General features: G+C 46.1%; 14 protein-coding genes and 1 riboswitch. Of the genes, 6 read left to right on the top strand and 8 right to left on the bottom strand.

What is annotated here, in order from left to right; genetic code table 11:
* Window positions 1–120: 120 nt before the first annotated feature.
* The 4 genes from HNY42_RS02505 to HNY42_RS02490 all read right to left on the bottom strand — a co-directional run bounded on the left by HNY42_RS02505 (window position 121) and on the right by HNY42_RS02490 (window position 4284).
* Window positions 121–1410: a DUF2252 domain-containing protein gene (locus HNY42_RS02505; protein WP_131503237.1), complete on the bottom strand. Its 1290-nt coding sequence runs from the start codon at window positions 1408–1410 to the stop codon at window positions 121–123.
* A gap of 67 nt (window positions 1411–1477) precedes the next feature.
* The gene (msrA, locus tag HNY42_RS02500; protein WP_114597185.1) at window positions 1478–2425 is read right to left on the bottom strand and encodes a peptide-methionine (S)-S-oxide reductase MsrA; all 948 of its coding nucleotides are present in this window, start codon (window positions 2423–2425) and stop codon (window positions 1478–1480) included.
* A gap of 69 nt (window positions 2426–2494) precedes the next feature.
* Complete coding sequence (locus tag HNY42_RS02495; RefSeq protein ID WP_131503235.1) at window positions 2495–2677, bottom strand: hypothetical protein; 183 nt, start codon at window positions 2675–2677, stop codon at window positions 2495–2497.
* A gap of 128 nt (window positions 2678–2805) precedes the next feature.
* On the bottom strand, window positions 2806–4284 hold the full coding sequence (locus HNY42_RS02490) for an amino acid permease (protein WP_131503234.1): 1479 nt from the start codon (window positions 4282–4284) through the stop codon (window positions 2806–2808).
* Between the two features lie 134 nt (window positions 4285–4418).
* Window positions 4419–4603: riboswitch (Lysine riboswitch) on the bottom strand.
* A 174-nt stretch (window positions 4604–4777) separates the two neighbouring features.
* Between HNY42_RS02490 and HNY42_RS02485 the strand changes: the two genes are divergently transcribed.
* Window positions 4778–5227, top strand: a complete 450-nt coding sequence (locus HNY42_RS02485) for a MarR family winged helix-turn-helix transcriptional regulator (RefSeq protein ID WP_131973423.1) — start codon at window positions 4778–4780, stop codon at window positions 5225–5227.
* Between the two features lie 189 nt (window positions 5228–5416).
* Complete coding sequence (locus tag HNY42_RS02480) at window positions 5417–6508, top strand: GGDEF domain-containing protein (protein ID WP_255508411.1); 1092 nt, start codon at window positions 5417–5419, stop codon at window positions 6506–6508.
* A 41-nt stretch (window positions 6509–6549) separates the two neighbouring features.
* Here the strand turns inward: HNY42_RS02480 and HNY42_RS02475 are convergent, their stop codons facing one another.
* The gene (locus HNY42_RS02475; protein ID WP_131503231.1) at window positions 6550–7179 is read right to left on the bottom strand and encodes a TetR/AcrR family transcriptional regulator; all 630 of its coding nucleotides are present in this window, start codon (window positions 7177–7179) and stop codon (window positions 6550–6552) included.
* 195 nt (window positions 7180–7374) lie between these two features.
* On the opposite strand from HNY42_RS02475, the gene HNY42_RS02470 reads away from it, so the two are divergent.
* From HNY42_RS02470 to HNY42_RS02455, 4 genes are all read left to right on the top strand, one after another.
* Window positions 7375–8031, top strand: a complete 657-nt coding sequence (locus HNY42_RS02470; protein WP_131503230.1) for an HlyD family secretion protein — start codon at window positions 7375–7377, stop codon at window positions 8029–8031.
* Between the two features lie 12 nt (window positions 8032–8043).
* Window positions 8044–9726 carry a DHA2 family efflux MFS transporter permease subunit gene (locus HNY42_RS02465; RefSeq protein ID WP_131973424.1) on the top strand — a complete coding sequence of 561 codons (1683 nt, stop codon included), beginning with the start codon at window positions 8044–8046 and terminating at the stop codon, window positions 9724–9726.
* 122 nt (window positions 9727–9848) lie between these two features.
* Complete coding sequence (locus tag HNY42_RS02460) at window positions 9849–10385, top strand: hypothetical protein (protein ID WP_131503228.1); 537 nt, start codon at window positions 9849–9851, stop codon at window positions 10383–10385.
* Window positions 10386–10474: 89 nt separating this feature from the next.
* Window positions 10475–11032, top strand: coding sequence for a nitroreductase family protein (locus tag HNY42_RS02455; RefSeq protein WP_131503227.1), 558 nt, complete (start codon window positions 10475–10477; stop codon window positions 11030–11032).
* Between the two features lie 205 nt (window positions 11033–11237).
* On the opposite strand, the gene HNY42_RS02450 is transcribed toward HNY42_RS02455, so the two are convergent.
* The 3 genes from HNY42_RS02450 to HNY42_RS02440 are packed head-to-tail and all read right to left on the bottom strand — an operon-like array spanning window position 11238 to window position 14210.
* Window positions 11238–12446, bottom strand: a complete 1209-nt coding sequence (locus HNY42_RS02450; RefSeq protein ID WP_131973425.1) for a CDP-glycerol glycerophosphotransferase family protein — start codon at window positions 12444–12446, stop codon at window positions 11238–11240.
* 28 nt (window positions 12447–12474) lie between these two features.
* Window positions 12475–13500 carry a ribitol-5-phosphate dehydrogenase gene (locus tag HNY42_RS02445; protein ID WP_131973426.1) on the bottom strand — a complete coding sequence of 342 codons (1026 nt, stop codon included), beginning with the start codon at window positions 13498–13500 and terminating at the stop codon, window positions 12475–12477.
* Window positions 13497–14210 (bottom strand): IspD/TarI family cytidylyltransferase, encoded by a 714-nt coding sequence (locus HNY42_RS02440; RefSeq protein ID WP_026829555.1) that lies wholly within the window; start codon window positions 14208–14210, stop codon window positions 13497–13499. Before HNY42_RS02440 ends, HNY42_RS02445 begins: the two co-directional genes overlap by 4 nt.
* Between the last annotated feature and the right edge of the window lie 7 nt (window positions 14211–14217).

Here is a 14217-nt window from a genome sequence, read left to right as displayed (position 1 = left end):
TTTGTAAATTGTGTTTCGCTTACATGTTTTTAAATGCATGAAAAAATCCCTTCTCAGCCCAGTATGAACTGGTATTCAGAAGGAATCTTTGTCTAAAAAAAAGCTCTTCGAAAATAGTGTTTAACGAGTAGCTAACCAACTTAAAAACACTTGGAAATCAAGCGTTGTCCGTGCTGCATAGGCACTCGACCACCGTTGAATTTGACGGGTGAATTCTGTATCCGATACCCCAATCGATTCGATGATGACGACGTCCGCATGATGGTTTAAGACATCAATCTCAATTCCTGCATCCATGTCGGCCCGTGCATGGATTTTGGCGGTAATTTGACCTTGAATCGAAAGGACGTTTTCGAGGTCATCCTGGCTTTTAATGTGTTTTGCTTTCAACTTTTTTTTGTATGGAGAGCGTTCCCTTACATAATATTCTTTCTCTTGCATCGTCACATAACCGAGATACGGATCCTCATGTGCCTGCATGGCCTTTTGTGACGTGATAATCCGGCGACCTTGGTGAACCGTCTCAACCTCCTGCAAATACACCGGGACAAACAAGGACGGCACAGAAGACTGGGCTTGCTTCATCTCAAGAATCAAGTCTTCATGCTCTCCCCCTTTTCCTTCGACTAAAATATAATACCGTTCAAGACCGATCGAAGCCGTTCCGCTGTCGAGTTTATAGACGATATCCTTAATGTCATAGAATCCGTCCTCTTGCCGATCTTCAGGATCAATCGTTGCGATATATTCCGGCCAAACGGCTTCAATTGCTGCATAAGTCGAGGCATCCAGCCGCTTCATATCCGGTAAATCAGTGAACTGACGTTGTCCATCGACGACAGTCGTCCGTTCTCCCAGTAATTCCGCCTTCTTTTTCTCTGCTTTTTTAATCAGTTTACGGATCGGACCTTTCGTGTTGTCGATCGTAAAGCAGACCTTGCTTGGATTTTTCCCTTTGGCATATTGGCGTAAGTCATCTAAGTAATGTTGAATGTAGGCTGCAATGGCCGGCTCTGCATCATACCCCGCTTCTTCCGCAAACAATTGGACGGAGACCGCCATCCGAATCAAATCGTACAGATAAGAACCGAGATACCCTTCGTCAAAGTCATTGACGTCATAAATGATTTCACCCTTGGCATTACCATGAACCCCAAAGTTTTCGAAATGGAGATCACCTTGAATCCAGGTCGGTGTCTCAGGGGGCGTATCAAATCCGAGCGGAATCCGTGTCACATCATAATAAAACAAATGTGAACTGCCGCGGAAAAAGAGAAACGGGCTGGTACTCATCTTTTGATACTTCGTTTGCCGTGCTGCTTCATCCAGTCCACGGACTTCATGATCGTAAAAATCCAGTACTTTCGCGATGGTCAGCTGTCGAATTTCTTCATAGACTTGTGTAAACATACAAAACCCTCCTTTTTCTAGAAAAAAGACAGCAAAACGAATCCGCTTTGCTGCCTGCCTGTTGACTTCATTCGAAGTGTTTTTTATATTCCCCATATCCTGCCGAATCAAGCTCTTCTACCGGAATAAACCGGAGTGCTGCCGAATTGATGCAGTAGCGGAGACCACCAAGCTCGGTCGGACCGTCATCAAAGATGTGACCAAGATGACTGTCTGCATTTGCGGAACGGACTTCTGTCCGTGTCATGCCGTGTGTCGTATCGAGTTCCACTTCCATCTTGTCCTCGGAAATCGGTTTGGCGAAGCTCGGCCATCCGCAGTTCGAGTTAAACTTATCTTTTGACGTAAAGAGCGGTGTCCCGTCGACGATATCAACATAAAGTCCCGGTCGTTCCTCATCCCAATATTCATTACGGAAAGCCGGTTCCGTCCCGTTTTCCTGCGTAACTTTATACTGAATCGGCGTCAGACGTTGTTTCAGTTCCTGTTCTTTGCCCTGATCCTTCCAGGCTTCCTTCACGAACTTGGCACGTCCCGATCCGACACTGTACATCTGATAACGGAACGGATTTTTTTTGTAATAATCCTGATGGTATTCTTCTGCCGGCCAAAACGGTTTTGCCGGACGGATGTCGACTGCTACAGGACGTGAAAAACGTCCAGAGGCGTCCAGCGCCGCTTTCGAACGTTCTGCGGCTTGCTTTTGTTCTTCATCGACATAAAAAATTGCCGGTTCGTACGATTGACCACGGTCATTGAACTGTCCGCCGCCGTCCGTCGGATCGATTTGCCGCCAAAAAATTTCAAGTAACTCATCGTATGAAATGACAGACGGATCATACGTCACTTCCACCGCTTCTAAATGTCCTGTCGTTTCAGAACAGACCTCTTTATAAGTCGGGTTTTCTGTATGACCACCTGTATAACCGGAAATGACTTGTTCGACGCCATCATATTTATGAAATGGCTTGACCATGCACCAAAAACAGCCACCTGCGAATATTGCTTTTGCCATCTAGCTTCCCCTCCTCTGTATAGGTCTATTTTAACGCGTTCCACGCCAGTACCCTACTATCTTGCTCAGTCACTCTTCAGGATTCGCTTTTAGACGGCGCATGACAAAATAAATCGCCGCAAACACTAAAATCAATCCACCGAGTGAATACCATATGTTATTCATACGGTACAGCATCTGATAGATGGCTAACGTCACAAGCAAAATCGCAATCGGGATGAATGCCCGTTTAAAGTGATACCAATAGTTCACTGAGGTCGCCTCCATTTTTCTTTTATCTTATACGATTTTTTACTGTTTGATATGCTTTTCTAGATTATTTCTTTTTCAACATCCATCAAAAAAAGCCGACTCCGTTTGAAACGGAATCGACTTTTACCTTACGAACGCGGATGTTTCGGGAATTCCATTTCTGAATAAGGAACGACCGATGTCCGGTTTTTAAATTTATGACCTAACCAGAAAGCAAGGAATAACGGAATACCGACATATGTCGCGGCGATTCCAACCCAATCAATTTGATCCGCGAGGAATGCGGCATAGTTTTGACCGACGATGACAAGGAAACAAAGTCCGAAGGCAAAGAGCGGTCCAAACGGGAAAGCGGGTGCAACGTACGGCAAGTCACTGAGTGAATGACCTTGTGCAAGGAATCCTTTACGGAAACGGTAATGGCTGATCGCGATACCGAGCCATGCTATGAAACCGGTCATCCCGGAAGCATTCAACAACCAGAGGTAGACCTGTCCGCCAAACATCGATGTCAGGAAGCAAAGTGCGCCGATTGCCCCAGTTGCGAGCAAGGCATTACGGGGAACACCGTTTTTCGAGACTTGTGCGAACATTTTCGGCGCGTCACCTTGGCGTGCCAATGTGTACAGCATCCGTGTCGATGCGTACATCCCGGAGTTCCCGGCTGATAAAACAGACGTCAGGATGACGGCGTTCATCAATGCTGCCGAGAACGCGAGACCGGCTTTTTCAAAAACAAGTGTGAACGGACTGACTGCTACATCGGTAATATCGTTTGAAACCAGGTTCGGACTTGTATACGGAATCAACATGCCGATGACAAAAATCGCAAATACATAAAAGAGAAGAATCCGCCAAAAGACTTGTTTAACAGCTTTCGGGACGTTTTTTTCCGGATCTTCGGATTCGCCTGCCGCGATTCCGACAAGTTCGGTTCCCTGGAAGCTGAAACCGGCGACCAAGATGATACCGATAACGGCTGGAATGCCTCCGACGAACGGTGCATCACCTAATGCAAAGTTTTTAAAGCCGACCGGCGCTTCTGATGTGAAGACACCAAAAATCATCGCGACTCCGACAATCAAGAAGATGATGACTGTGACGACCTTGATCATCGCGAACCAGTATTCGGCTTCACCGAATCCTTTAACGGAGAAGTAATTTAAACCAATCATCAGTAACAAGAAGATGGCACTGAAATAAAAACCTGGAACATCCGGGAACCAGTATGTCATGACGATTTGGGCCGCAACGAGTTCAACGGCAATCGTGACTGCCCAGTTGTACCAGTAGTTCCAACCGAGTGCAAAACCAAACGATGGATCAACGAACTTCGCACCGTAGGTCGAGAAGGAACCGGCGACCGGCATGTAAGCGGCCATCTCACCAAGGCTCGTCATTAAAAAGTACACCATCAATCCGACGACCGCATACGATAACAGGGCACCGCCCGGACCGGCAGCTGCAACGGACGCACCGGAGGCAATGAATAAACCGGTTCCGATGGCTCCGCCAATCGCAATCATCGACATGTGACGGGCTTGCAGACCGCGTTTTAATCCTTCTTCAGTTGAATCGAGTTTTCTTTGGGGTTGTAAAGTATTCATCTTATTCGCTTCTCTCTTTTTTAAATTTTTGAGAGGACACTTTTTGAATCGAAAAAAAACAAAAAGCGCCCTCACCTTCCAGAAGGAAGATGAGAACGCAACATAGTAAAAAGGATGCGCCCCATTCTACCGTCGTGAAAGATAGCTCCCCACAAGTCAGATCTGACCTGTGACAGTATTAGACCTGTTCGATCTAATCCCAATCGATCATCTTCAAAGCGATGATTGATTTCGGCAATTCTTCCTTTTCAGTCACCTCATCTGCCGCTTGACGACATCTGTGACTGTACTTATAAGAACTGCAACCTCCATCCCACTGGTTGAGTGAGAACTAATTAAGTTAGTTATAATTTCGTTATTACTTCGTCATGTTACACAAAACGTCTTCAAATTGTCAATTCTTTTTTTGAAATTCCCGCTATCCGTGGTAAAATTCCGTAATTTTTAGTACACTAAATTATAGAAGTTAACCGAGAGAAAGGATGTTGCTTGAATGCCACAAGAACGTGATCAACTGACCTATCGATTAGAGGAACAAATGCGGGTCATTCTCCGGACATTACGCCGCGAACTCAACCGACTGTTTGAAGGAACCGCGACGCGGAGTGAATTTTTCATTTTGCGCAGCCTGTCCGAAAATGGTCCCCAACGTCCGACTCTACTCGCAGAACAGTTTGAGCTTGCGACAAGTCAGGTAACGGCTTTGACTGATCGTCTGTATAAAGCCGGATTCGTCACGCGGACGCGTTCGACGGACGACAGAAGATCGATTGTTTTAGCATTGACGGCCGAAGGTGAAGCCGCTTTCCACGAACTTGAAATCGTCCGCCGGAAATATCTCCAAGACCGTTTTGGTACACTCACCGAAGAAGAGCTTCATGCGATGGTCCAAGTCTTCGATAAGATCCTTTTAACGATGGATGAAGAGGCTGTTTCTTCCTAAAAATTGTTTTAAAAAAATATTTATTTTTTTCGCTGACAAAGTTCACTTGACTGTGTACTTTGTCTTTTTTTTCGACTTGCCATGTTTCCCTAAACATTTTTCCATTTCTTGCCGTTATTAAAATGGGTATACTAGAACTATCTTATTGGAAATGCGTTTACGAGGAGCTGGGAGGATTTGTTGTCCATCATGAATAATTTCATCATCAATTTTTGTCTACTGTTTACAACGATCACTCTTTTGTTTCTACCTTTTCGAAATCACCCGCGGATTACACCGAACACGAATCTGAACATCCGACTCGTGTTAGGCTTCATCGCCGGATTGATTTCTGTACTCTTGATGTTCAACAGCATCCAGATCGATGTCGCCCGGATTGATTTACGAATTGTCCCCATCGTCATTGCCATGATGTTCGGCGGCTTACCTAGTGCACTCGTCACCGGCACCATGATTATCGCAACACGTTTTGCCCTGACGCCTGTCGAACAAATCGATGCTGCCATCCTGTCAACAATCGTCATCGCACTGTTCATCCTGACGATTGCCATCGTCCGGCGCTACATCCGGATGACCTTCTGGAACTTCGAACTGATGATCGGGATCGGTATTCTCTATTCGTTGCCGGCTATCTATCTATTGACGAGCAGTTGGACGACCTTCATCGAAATATCACTGGCTTACATATTTTTTAACCTGATTGCCGGTTTTGTGACCTATCACCTGTTGACAGAGTTGCGACGCCACTTTGAAAACATCCAGTATCAACAAAAGCTCGCCATGACGGATGCCTTGACGGGCCTCGCTAACCGGCGCCGGCTGGATGATTCCTTGTCCCTTGTCGGTTCAGCAGAAGACGGGTATTCGCTTGTCTTGATTGATATTGATTTCTTTAAGCACGTCAACGATACGTACGGTCATGATGCCGGAGACGATGTTTTACGGCAACTCGGTACGACATTAGCATCACTGGCACGGCCGGATGATTTAGTCGGGCGTTACGGGGGCGAAGAATTTTTAATCATTCTCCCGAATACATCACTCGTCGATGCGAAAAACATTGCTGAGCTTGCCCGGACGACGGTCGCACGAAATCTGTTCCCGACGACGGCGGTCCCTGACTTACAGATTACGATTTCGCTGGGTATTGCACATTCCAGCAGCTCGCATACGTCTCTTGAGGCTTTACAGCAGGCGGATAAGGCATTGTATCATTCGAAAGACAGCGGACGGAATCGGAGTACGAATTACACCAAAAAACTGGAACTCGAACAAGCCTGATAACTGCCCTTTCCCGTCACTCGGTGAAAGGGCAGTCTTTTTTAGGTATTCTTTTCTACTGTTCCAGCCGATTGTTCCGGAAAACCGATACTTTTGACTGTTCCGAAAACAATCATCCGGCTGAGCTGGTCCGCCATATAGGCCGCTGAATAAGGACGACCGTTTCGTAACCAGGAAATCAATAGTCCGAGCTGTCCACCGATCACGTAGTTCAATAATAAATCACGATCAACCAATTGGGTTTCATTGACGGCATGTGCTTCAAACACACGTTGATAGTTTTCTTTTAACGTATCCAAAAAGCGCGAAATGAACGTTTTTACCGGACCATTCAACAACATCGTCCGGTAAAATTGTTCATGTTGCTCAATATGGATGAAAAGCCGTTCGAAATAGCGGCTGACCCGTTCGAGCGATGGATAGTCCGGTGATGTGATTCCTTGAATCCGGATCGCTTCCACAAGAAGCCGCATATGATCGTCTACAATCTGATTCATCAAATCATATTTATCTGTAAAGTGTGCATAGAACGTCGATCGATTGACAGCCGCCCCATCCGTCAACATCTTGACTGTGATCGTTGAAAAAGGATGATGGTCAAGCAAACGAAACAATTCTTTTGTAATACGGTCACGTGACCGCTTTGGTCGTGGATCTTGCCCTGGATTCATCTACTGGAACCACCTTTTTTTGATATTGTATCCGTTCTCATCGACTTTTCCAACACTTTGTCGGAAATTGTCGGTTGTATGTTGATTCCTTCTCCATATAATTAACTATATTAACTACTCCTCCCCCAGAGGAGTAGTTTTTATGTTACGACTGGGGAACTCAGAGTACACGAAAGAAAGGATGCATTTCATATCATGAACATGAAAAAAGTATTATTGATTAACATTTTGACACTGGTTGTTTTAATCGGTGGAGGCGCGATCGGCTATTACTACTACGATCAGGCGACAAGTTATGTGAAAACAGACAATGCCAAGATCGACGGAAAAATGATTACAATCGCAAGTCCCGGTGCCGGTAAACTGACGGACTGGACAGCAAAAACAGGTCAAACGCTCGACAGTGACACAACGTTAGGTCACGTCATGATGGCACAAGCTGGTCAAAAACCGGTCAGCACGGCTGTCTCTATGCCAACTAAAGCAACGGTCGTTCAGTCGATGGCGACAGAAAACGGCGTCGTTGGTGCAGGAACACCACTTGCTTATGGTTTTAACTTAAATGAGCTTTGGGTAACAGCAAACGTCGAAGAAACAGAGATCGATGAAGTTAAAGTCGGACAAACCGTCGATGTTTACGTGGACAGCTATCCAGACACGACGTTATCCGGTGAAGTCGAACAAATCGGTATGACGACGGCTGGAACATTTTCGATGATGCCGTCTTCAAACGGAACGGCCAACTATACAAAAGTTGCGCAAGTCATTCCTGTAAAAGTTTCGCTTTCACAAGAAAAATCACTCGACATTCGACCTGGTATGAATGTGACCGTCCGCATTCATAAGGATTAAGGAGGGACGTCTATGTCTACGACCTTCCTCTTTGGATACATTGCCTTTATGGTTGTCACGATCATCGGTGTCAACCTGATTGTCCGGCGTGCACGTCCAGCCGTGGCCGGTGATGTTCCTCTTGACGACGTGCCCGACCATCTCGATAACGTTCCTGTAACGCCTGCACCGCAAGTGCAAGAGCGGACGCCGTTAGCGACCGCAGATATCAGTATTCCAAAAGTCTTGACGGTTCTCTTGATCGGGATGTTCATCGCGATTTTGAATCAAACGTTGATCAATGTCGCTTTACCTGTCTTAATCAATGATTTTAACGTCTCGACCTCGACGGCACAATGGTTGACGACCGGATTCATGCTCGTCAATGGTATCTTGATTCCAATCAGTGCCTTTTTGATGCGAAGTTATACGTTTCGTCAACTGTTCCTCGTTTCGATGACATTGTTCTTCTTCGGCTCCATCATTTGTTCGATGGCGATGAACTTTCCGGTCATGATGATCGGACGAGTCGTACAAGCAGCCGGTGCCGGTATTTTGATGCCACTCGGCTCAAACGTCTTCATGACGTTGTTTCCGCCGCATAAACGTGGAGCAGCGATGGGCATGCTCGGAATCGCGATGATTCTTGCTCCCGCAATCGGTCCGACGATTACCGGCTATGTCATTCAGAATTACGATTGGCATGTCATGTTTTACGGAATGGCCTTTTTCGGTCTTCTGACACTCTTACTGGGTGTCGCTTGGTTTAAACTCGTTCAGCCTTTATCCAAACCGAAATTCGATGCACTTGGTGTTGTCTTCAGCACGATTGGTTTTGGAAGTCTATTGTACGGCTTCAGTGAAGCCGGTAATGACGGGTGGGACAGCCCGCTTGTCATCAGCACGATTCTGATCGGTATCTTAGGAATCGCAGCGTTCGCCCTTCGCGAACTTTCAATGGATGATCCGATGTTGAATATCCGTGTGTTGAAAGTACCGGAGTTTTCGTTCACGCTATTCATCAATATCATCGTCACGATGGCGTTGTTCGGCGGGATGCTTCTGCTTCCGATTTACTTGCAAAGTATTCGCGGTTTCTCACCGGTTGATTCCGGTCTCCTGTTATTACCCGGATCATTGATCATGGGAATCACGGGTCCGATTGCCGGTCGACTATTTGACCGGTTCGGCATCCGACCGCTCGCTATTTTCGGATTGACGTTAATGACCTACGGAACGTGGGAATTGACACAACTCGATATGAATACCTCTTACAATTCGATTATGGGCATTTATATGCTTCGGTCGTTCGGAATGGCTTTCATCATGATGCCGATCATGACCGCCGGTATGAACGCCTTGCCGATGAAGATGATTCCACATGGGAATGCAACACAAAATACGTTGCGCCAGGTTGCCGGGTCAATCGGGACAGCGATTCTCGTCACAGTCATGACGCGGCAAACAACGGCTCATCTCGCAGATGATGCCAATCAGTTTACGACACTTGATCCAACTCTTTCACAGCATTTGAATGAGCTTGGACAACAGCTCGGTAGTCCGCAAGCAGCATCTGTCAGCTGGATGACGCAGTTGACGAAACAAGCCACAATCAGTGGAATCACGGATGCCTTTTGGGTGGCTACCGTCTTATCTGCTGTTGCCCTGATTTTGTCGCTTTTCATGCATGGAAAAAAAGAACCGAATCTCGATTAAGACTTTTCCAGGACCCGTTGACGGCACATCGTCAACGGGTTTTTAGTTGTTTGCCTTTGCACTTCTTTCCTAAAATCGCTACACTAGGGTCATTGAGTTTCATATCTAAAAGGAGATGCTGTATGGTTGCCTTTCTGCAATTTTATGCGTTCATCTTTGCCTGCTGTTTTGCCTGGCAAGTCGGACGCCCTTCATCCTGGTCTCAAAAGGTCACACGTGCCTTTTTAATCAGTATCAACAGTCTATTTATCTTTTTCCGGGCGTCCGTGTCCATCTTCCTGTTAATTGGACCGTTATTGCTTGTTTCTTACGTCTTATTTCCGAACTTATTATACTTCGCCGGACCTTTGTCCATCATCATCAGCATACTTGTCATCGGTCTGCTCGATCGGCTCGTCAGCTTCGTCATCCTGCCGATTATCCGTTCGTTCTTCCTGAAAAAAAACCGGATGATGCCGCAATTACTGGAAGCCGCCCTTTATACATGCTCGATGGGTGTGCTCCTGTACGTGAATTTGACAGTCGTACCCGGCGTACAGATTAACGTGATGATGGCCGTTTTCTTCGGCTTCACACTCTATTTTGCACATTACTTGTTTGCTTTATTCCGGATTCGCCAACTCAAGAAAAAAATAGCTTCTTCATCTGAAAAACGCTGATTCAAACCAGCGTTTTTTTAATTAACCGTTGACAATGATAATCGTTATCAATTATATTCTAAGAGTACTTACGTCAGGAGATGATCAATATGAACGCTCGACAACTGATTTTAGAACGACGGTCCGTCCGTGCTTATACCGATCAACCGATTCCAAATGAAATGATTGAAGAAATTCTCGAGGCTGCCATCTACGCCCCGACTCATAAATTGCGTGAACCTTGGCGATTTGTCCTTGCGAATGAAGAAAGCCAAGTCCGGTATGTCGATCAATTGATGCGTTTGCTTGCCCAGCGGGGGCAATTGGATCAAAAAACAGATGAACAGCGTCAGATGATGCGTCAAAAATTTGCTGAGGTCCCCGTTTACTTGACTGTTTTGTATGAAGTAAAAGGAACAGAAGATCAGCAGATGGAAGATTTGCTCGCGACCGCCGCCATGATTCAAAACGTTCAACTCCTCGCGACTGAACTGGGTTTAGGCTGTTGTTGGAAAAGCGGAAAACATTGGTTCACGGAGGAATATGCTGAAATGATCGGTGCTTCAGAAAGCGAACGTGTCGCAGGAGTCATTCAATTCGGCTGGCCTGCCTTGATTCCACCACTGAAAAAACGAACGGCTGCACGTGACAAGTTAACGCACTTCTAAATCGGTGCGCATTCTGCGAGCTACCCCTGCTCGCGCCAATCAAGCCCCATCATAATAGTTAAAGCGTTCATCTTTTCATTCCCTCCCCAAACGGAATCGTGAAAGATGGACGCTTTTTTTGATGTCTGATTCTGAACGACAAATAAAGGTGGCGGATTTAGTATCCACCACCTCTGTTCTGTTTCATCTGTTTCGATTCAATAAATCAAACGGTCTTCAGTTCTTCCGGACGCATCGATGCATCCGGGAGCGCTCCCGTCAAAATATGATTGACGATCCGTTTCGTCGCCTGTCCATCTTGATATGTGAAGAACCGGCCCGCGAACTTTTCAATCTGTTCGGGTTCAAACTGATTCGCCTTGATCCAGGAAATGACGTCATTGAATGACGAGACAATCGGTCCCGGTACAAATGATTCGTACGGAAAGTAAAAATCACGTTCTTCCTTATACGAGTTCAAATCGTTCACGAGGAAGATGATTGGTTTTTTCAGTAAAGCAAATTCAAAAATAACGGAAGAATAATCGGTCACTAAAATATCCGCCACCTGCATCAAGTCATTGATGTCCGGATAATCCGTCATATCGATGATTTGATTCGAAAACTCTGTCGGCACGACCGGTCGGTTCAAGACAAACGGATGCATCCGTAACAATAGAATATGATCCGGTCCCAGTTGTTCACGAAATTGCTGGAAATCGAGTTCCTGATCGTAATGCGCAGTTGTTTGTCCATTTCCACGGAACGTCGGCGCCAGTAAAATCAGCTTTTTCGACCGCCATTCGGGATACTGATCATACAGTTTATGCTCAATCTGCACTTGCCGCTCCCGGTTTAACAACTGATCCGTCCGGGGAACGCCAAACGGATGAATTCGGGTTGAATCCATACCAAAAGCTTCAGCAAACGGTGCGATGCAAGCCTCTCCCGAAACATAGACTTTCGAATAGTTCCGGTGTATATCCACCATTTTCAAATAATCGTCATCCGGCGAATAGGACTTATCGAGGACACTGTAACCAAATTTCTTGAATGCCCCACAGGCGTGCCACAGCTGGATGACTTCTGTTCCTTTACGTAACGTCGAGACATAGACGGGATAATAATAGTCATCAATAATGAAGTAGCGGGCCGTCGCCAGTTCGTATGTCGCACGCATCATGTGGAAGACGTACTTGGTTTGTCCCACTACATTTTGCGGGAAACGTTTCAATAAAAACACATACTGAAATCCGAGTTCACGACTTTCAAGTTCATCATAAACAGCGCGGAAGTTATCGACGAGCTTATCCGAACGATACGTCGCGAAGACGACTTTTTTTGTCTGTACCGGAAAGAACTTCGAGATCCAATACGTCACCACAAGCAAATAATGGACCGTTCGTCGCTGAATCAAACGCAGTTTCTGTTTCATAAGATCCCTTCTCTTTCCACTTTCATTCTTACATGCACCATTCCATGACGGTTTTACCGAAACGGTTCGTCAAATCACTTTCAAATGCTTGATGGATATCTTCGATTTGTCGAATCTGGAATACACCGGAAACCAGGTTGGACAAATAAGCTGGAATATCTGGATACTGCTGATACAATTCCAACGTCCGTGCGAAATCAGCCGGTGTACTCCGACTTGATCCATAGACACGTAATCCCTTTTCAAGAATCATCCGCGTGTTGACGGCGACCGGTTCTTCCGAAACGCCAAGCAATGCCATCGTTCCTTCAGGAATAATGTAATCAATCATCTGATTGATCGCATATTGACTGCCGATTCCACCCACACATTCGAATCCGTGATTAAACGAGACATCATCCGGAATTTGATCGATATGATACGTTTCATCCGCAAACGAGAAATAATCCAACTTCGATTGTGTTTTTCCGAAAACGAGCAATTTTGCTTCCGGATACAATTTACGTAACATCAAGGCTGTGATGAATCCGAGATTTCCATCTCCCCAGACGCCAAATGTTTCACGGCGGCTGTGAGCAATCTGATCGAAGCGTGTCATGGCATGAACGGAGACACTGACAAGCTCCGTGAAAGCCGCGACTTCCGGATCGAGATCAGCCGGCACTTCGACGAGACGATCCGGTTTGATGAAGACATAATCCTGCATGTAGCCGTCATAACCGCTCGAGCGGAAACGGCTTGTCCGCAAGTAGTTTTCTCCGATAATGTCATCCGTTTCCGACGGTGTGTTCGGAACCATCGCGACCAACGTACCGATCTTAAACGTGCCTGACGGATCATGCACTACTTTACCGATGCCTTCATGAATCATCGCCATCGGTAACTTTTTCGCTAACACTTCAGCACTGCGGCTACCCGTGAAGTAACGTTGATCCGCGTGACAAATCGATAGGAAAGTCGGACGAACGACGACCCGGTCTGAATTGAGTGACCGTTCGTCATACGTCACCTCGATTTGGCGTGGTGCCACGAGTTGATAGACTTGGTTAATCATTGGTGAATCCGCTCCTTCAGAATAGCATTAGCGATGCGGAGATCGTACGGTGTCGTTACTTTAATGTTGAACAATTCACCTGTGACGAGAGCGACCGCTTCACCTTTAAGCAAGAGAATCTTACATGCGTCTGTCAAAATTGCCCGCTCATCGGTTGATAATGCTTCGTAATGATTTTTCAGTTTCGTAATTTGGAAACTTTGCGGCGTTTGTCCCTGATACATTTGATCACGGACCGGAATATCGGAAATCGTTTTTCCGTCCGTCGAAGCGACAATCGTATCAATGGCTGAGATGACGGTGTCACACGCTCCGTATTCGAGTGCTGTCGAAATGTTTTCTTTAATGATCCGGTGTGTCAAGAACGGACGGACTGCATCATGTGTGACGATGACATCCTCGTCTGACAAACCGTTTTTATTTTCAATCCAGTTGATAGCTGCCATGATGGACTCGTTGCGGTCACTTCCGCCTGCCGTGATGACGATCCGCTCATCGGTCCCAATGTATTTCTCCAAGATATCGCGTGTATAGTTGATCCACGCCGTTGGAGTCACAATGATGATTTGATCAAAATCTTCGTGTAACAGAAATTTTTCCACGGTATGCACGAGGATCGGACGTTCTCCGATTGACAGGAATTGTTTAGGACGATCGACATTCCCCATTCTTGTTCCTTTTCCGCCAGCTAAGATTGCTGCATAAATCATCTTGTAT

This window comes from Exiguobacterium sp. Helios (assembly GCF_014524545.1).
GTDB lineage: Bacteria > Bacillota > Bacilli > Exiguobacteriales > Exiguobacteriaceae > Exiguobacterium_A.
This window is presented reverse-complemented; position numbering and strand designations above follow the sequence as displayed.

Bases quoted from the DNA above. Each gene is read 5' to 3' on its own strand.
- HNY42_RS02480 (WP_255508411.1), top strand. From the start codon at position 5,417: ATGAATAATTTCATCATCAATTTTTGTCTACTGTTTACAACGATCACT.
- HNY42_RS02470 (WP_131503230.1), top strand. From the start codon at position 7,375: ATGAACATGAAAAAAGTATTATTGATTAACATTTTGACACTGGTTGTT.
- HNY42_RS02460 (WP_131503228.1), top strand. From the start codon at position 9,849: ATGGTTGCCTTTCTGCAATTTTATGCGTTCATCTTTGCCTGCTGTTTT.
- HNY42_RS02505 (WP_131503237.1), bottom strand. From the start codon at position 1,410: ATGTTTACACAAGTCTATGAAGAAATTCGACAGCTGACCATCGCGAAA.
- HNY42_RS02490 (WP_131503234.1), bottom strand. From the start codon at position 4,284: ATGAATACTTTACAACCCCAAAGAAAACTCGATTCAACTGAAGAAGGA.
- msrA (WP_114597185.1), bottom strand. From the start codon at position 2,425: ATGGCAAAAGCAATATTCGCAGGTGGCTGTTTTTGGTGCATGGTCAAG.
- HNY42_RS02450 (WP_131973425.1), bottom strand. From the start codon at position 12,446: ATGAAACAGAAACTGCGTTTGATTCAGCGACGAACGGTCCATTATTTG.
- HNY42_RS02440 (WP_026829555.1), bottom strand. From the start codon at position 14,210: ATGATTTATGCAGCAATCTTAGCTGGCGGAAAAGGAACAAGAATGGGG.
- HNY42_RS02475 (WP_131503231.1), bottom strand. From the start codon at position 7,179: ATGAATCCAGGGCAAGATCCACGACCAAAGCGGTCACGTGACCGTATT.
- HNY42_RS02455 (WP_131503227.1), top strand. From the start codon at position 10,475: ATGAACGCTCGACAACTGATTTTAGAACGACGGTCCGTCCGTGCTTAT.
- HNY42_RS02445 (WP_131973426.1), bottom strand. From the start codon at position 13,500: ATGATTAACCAAGTCTATCAACTCGTGGCACCACGCCAAATCGAGGTG.
- HNY42_RS02485 (WP_131973423.1), top strand. From the start codon at position 4,778: ATGCCACAAGAACGTGATCAACTGACCTATCGATTAGAGGAACAAATG.
- HNY42_RS02465 (WP_131973424.1), top strand. From the start codon at position 8,044: ATGTCTACGACCTTCCTCTTTGGATACATTGCCTTTATGGTTGTCACG.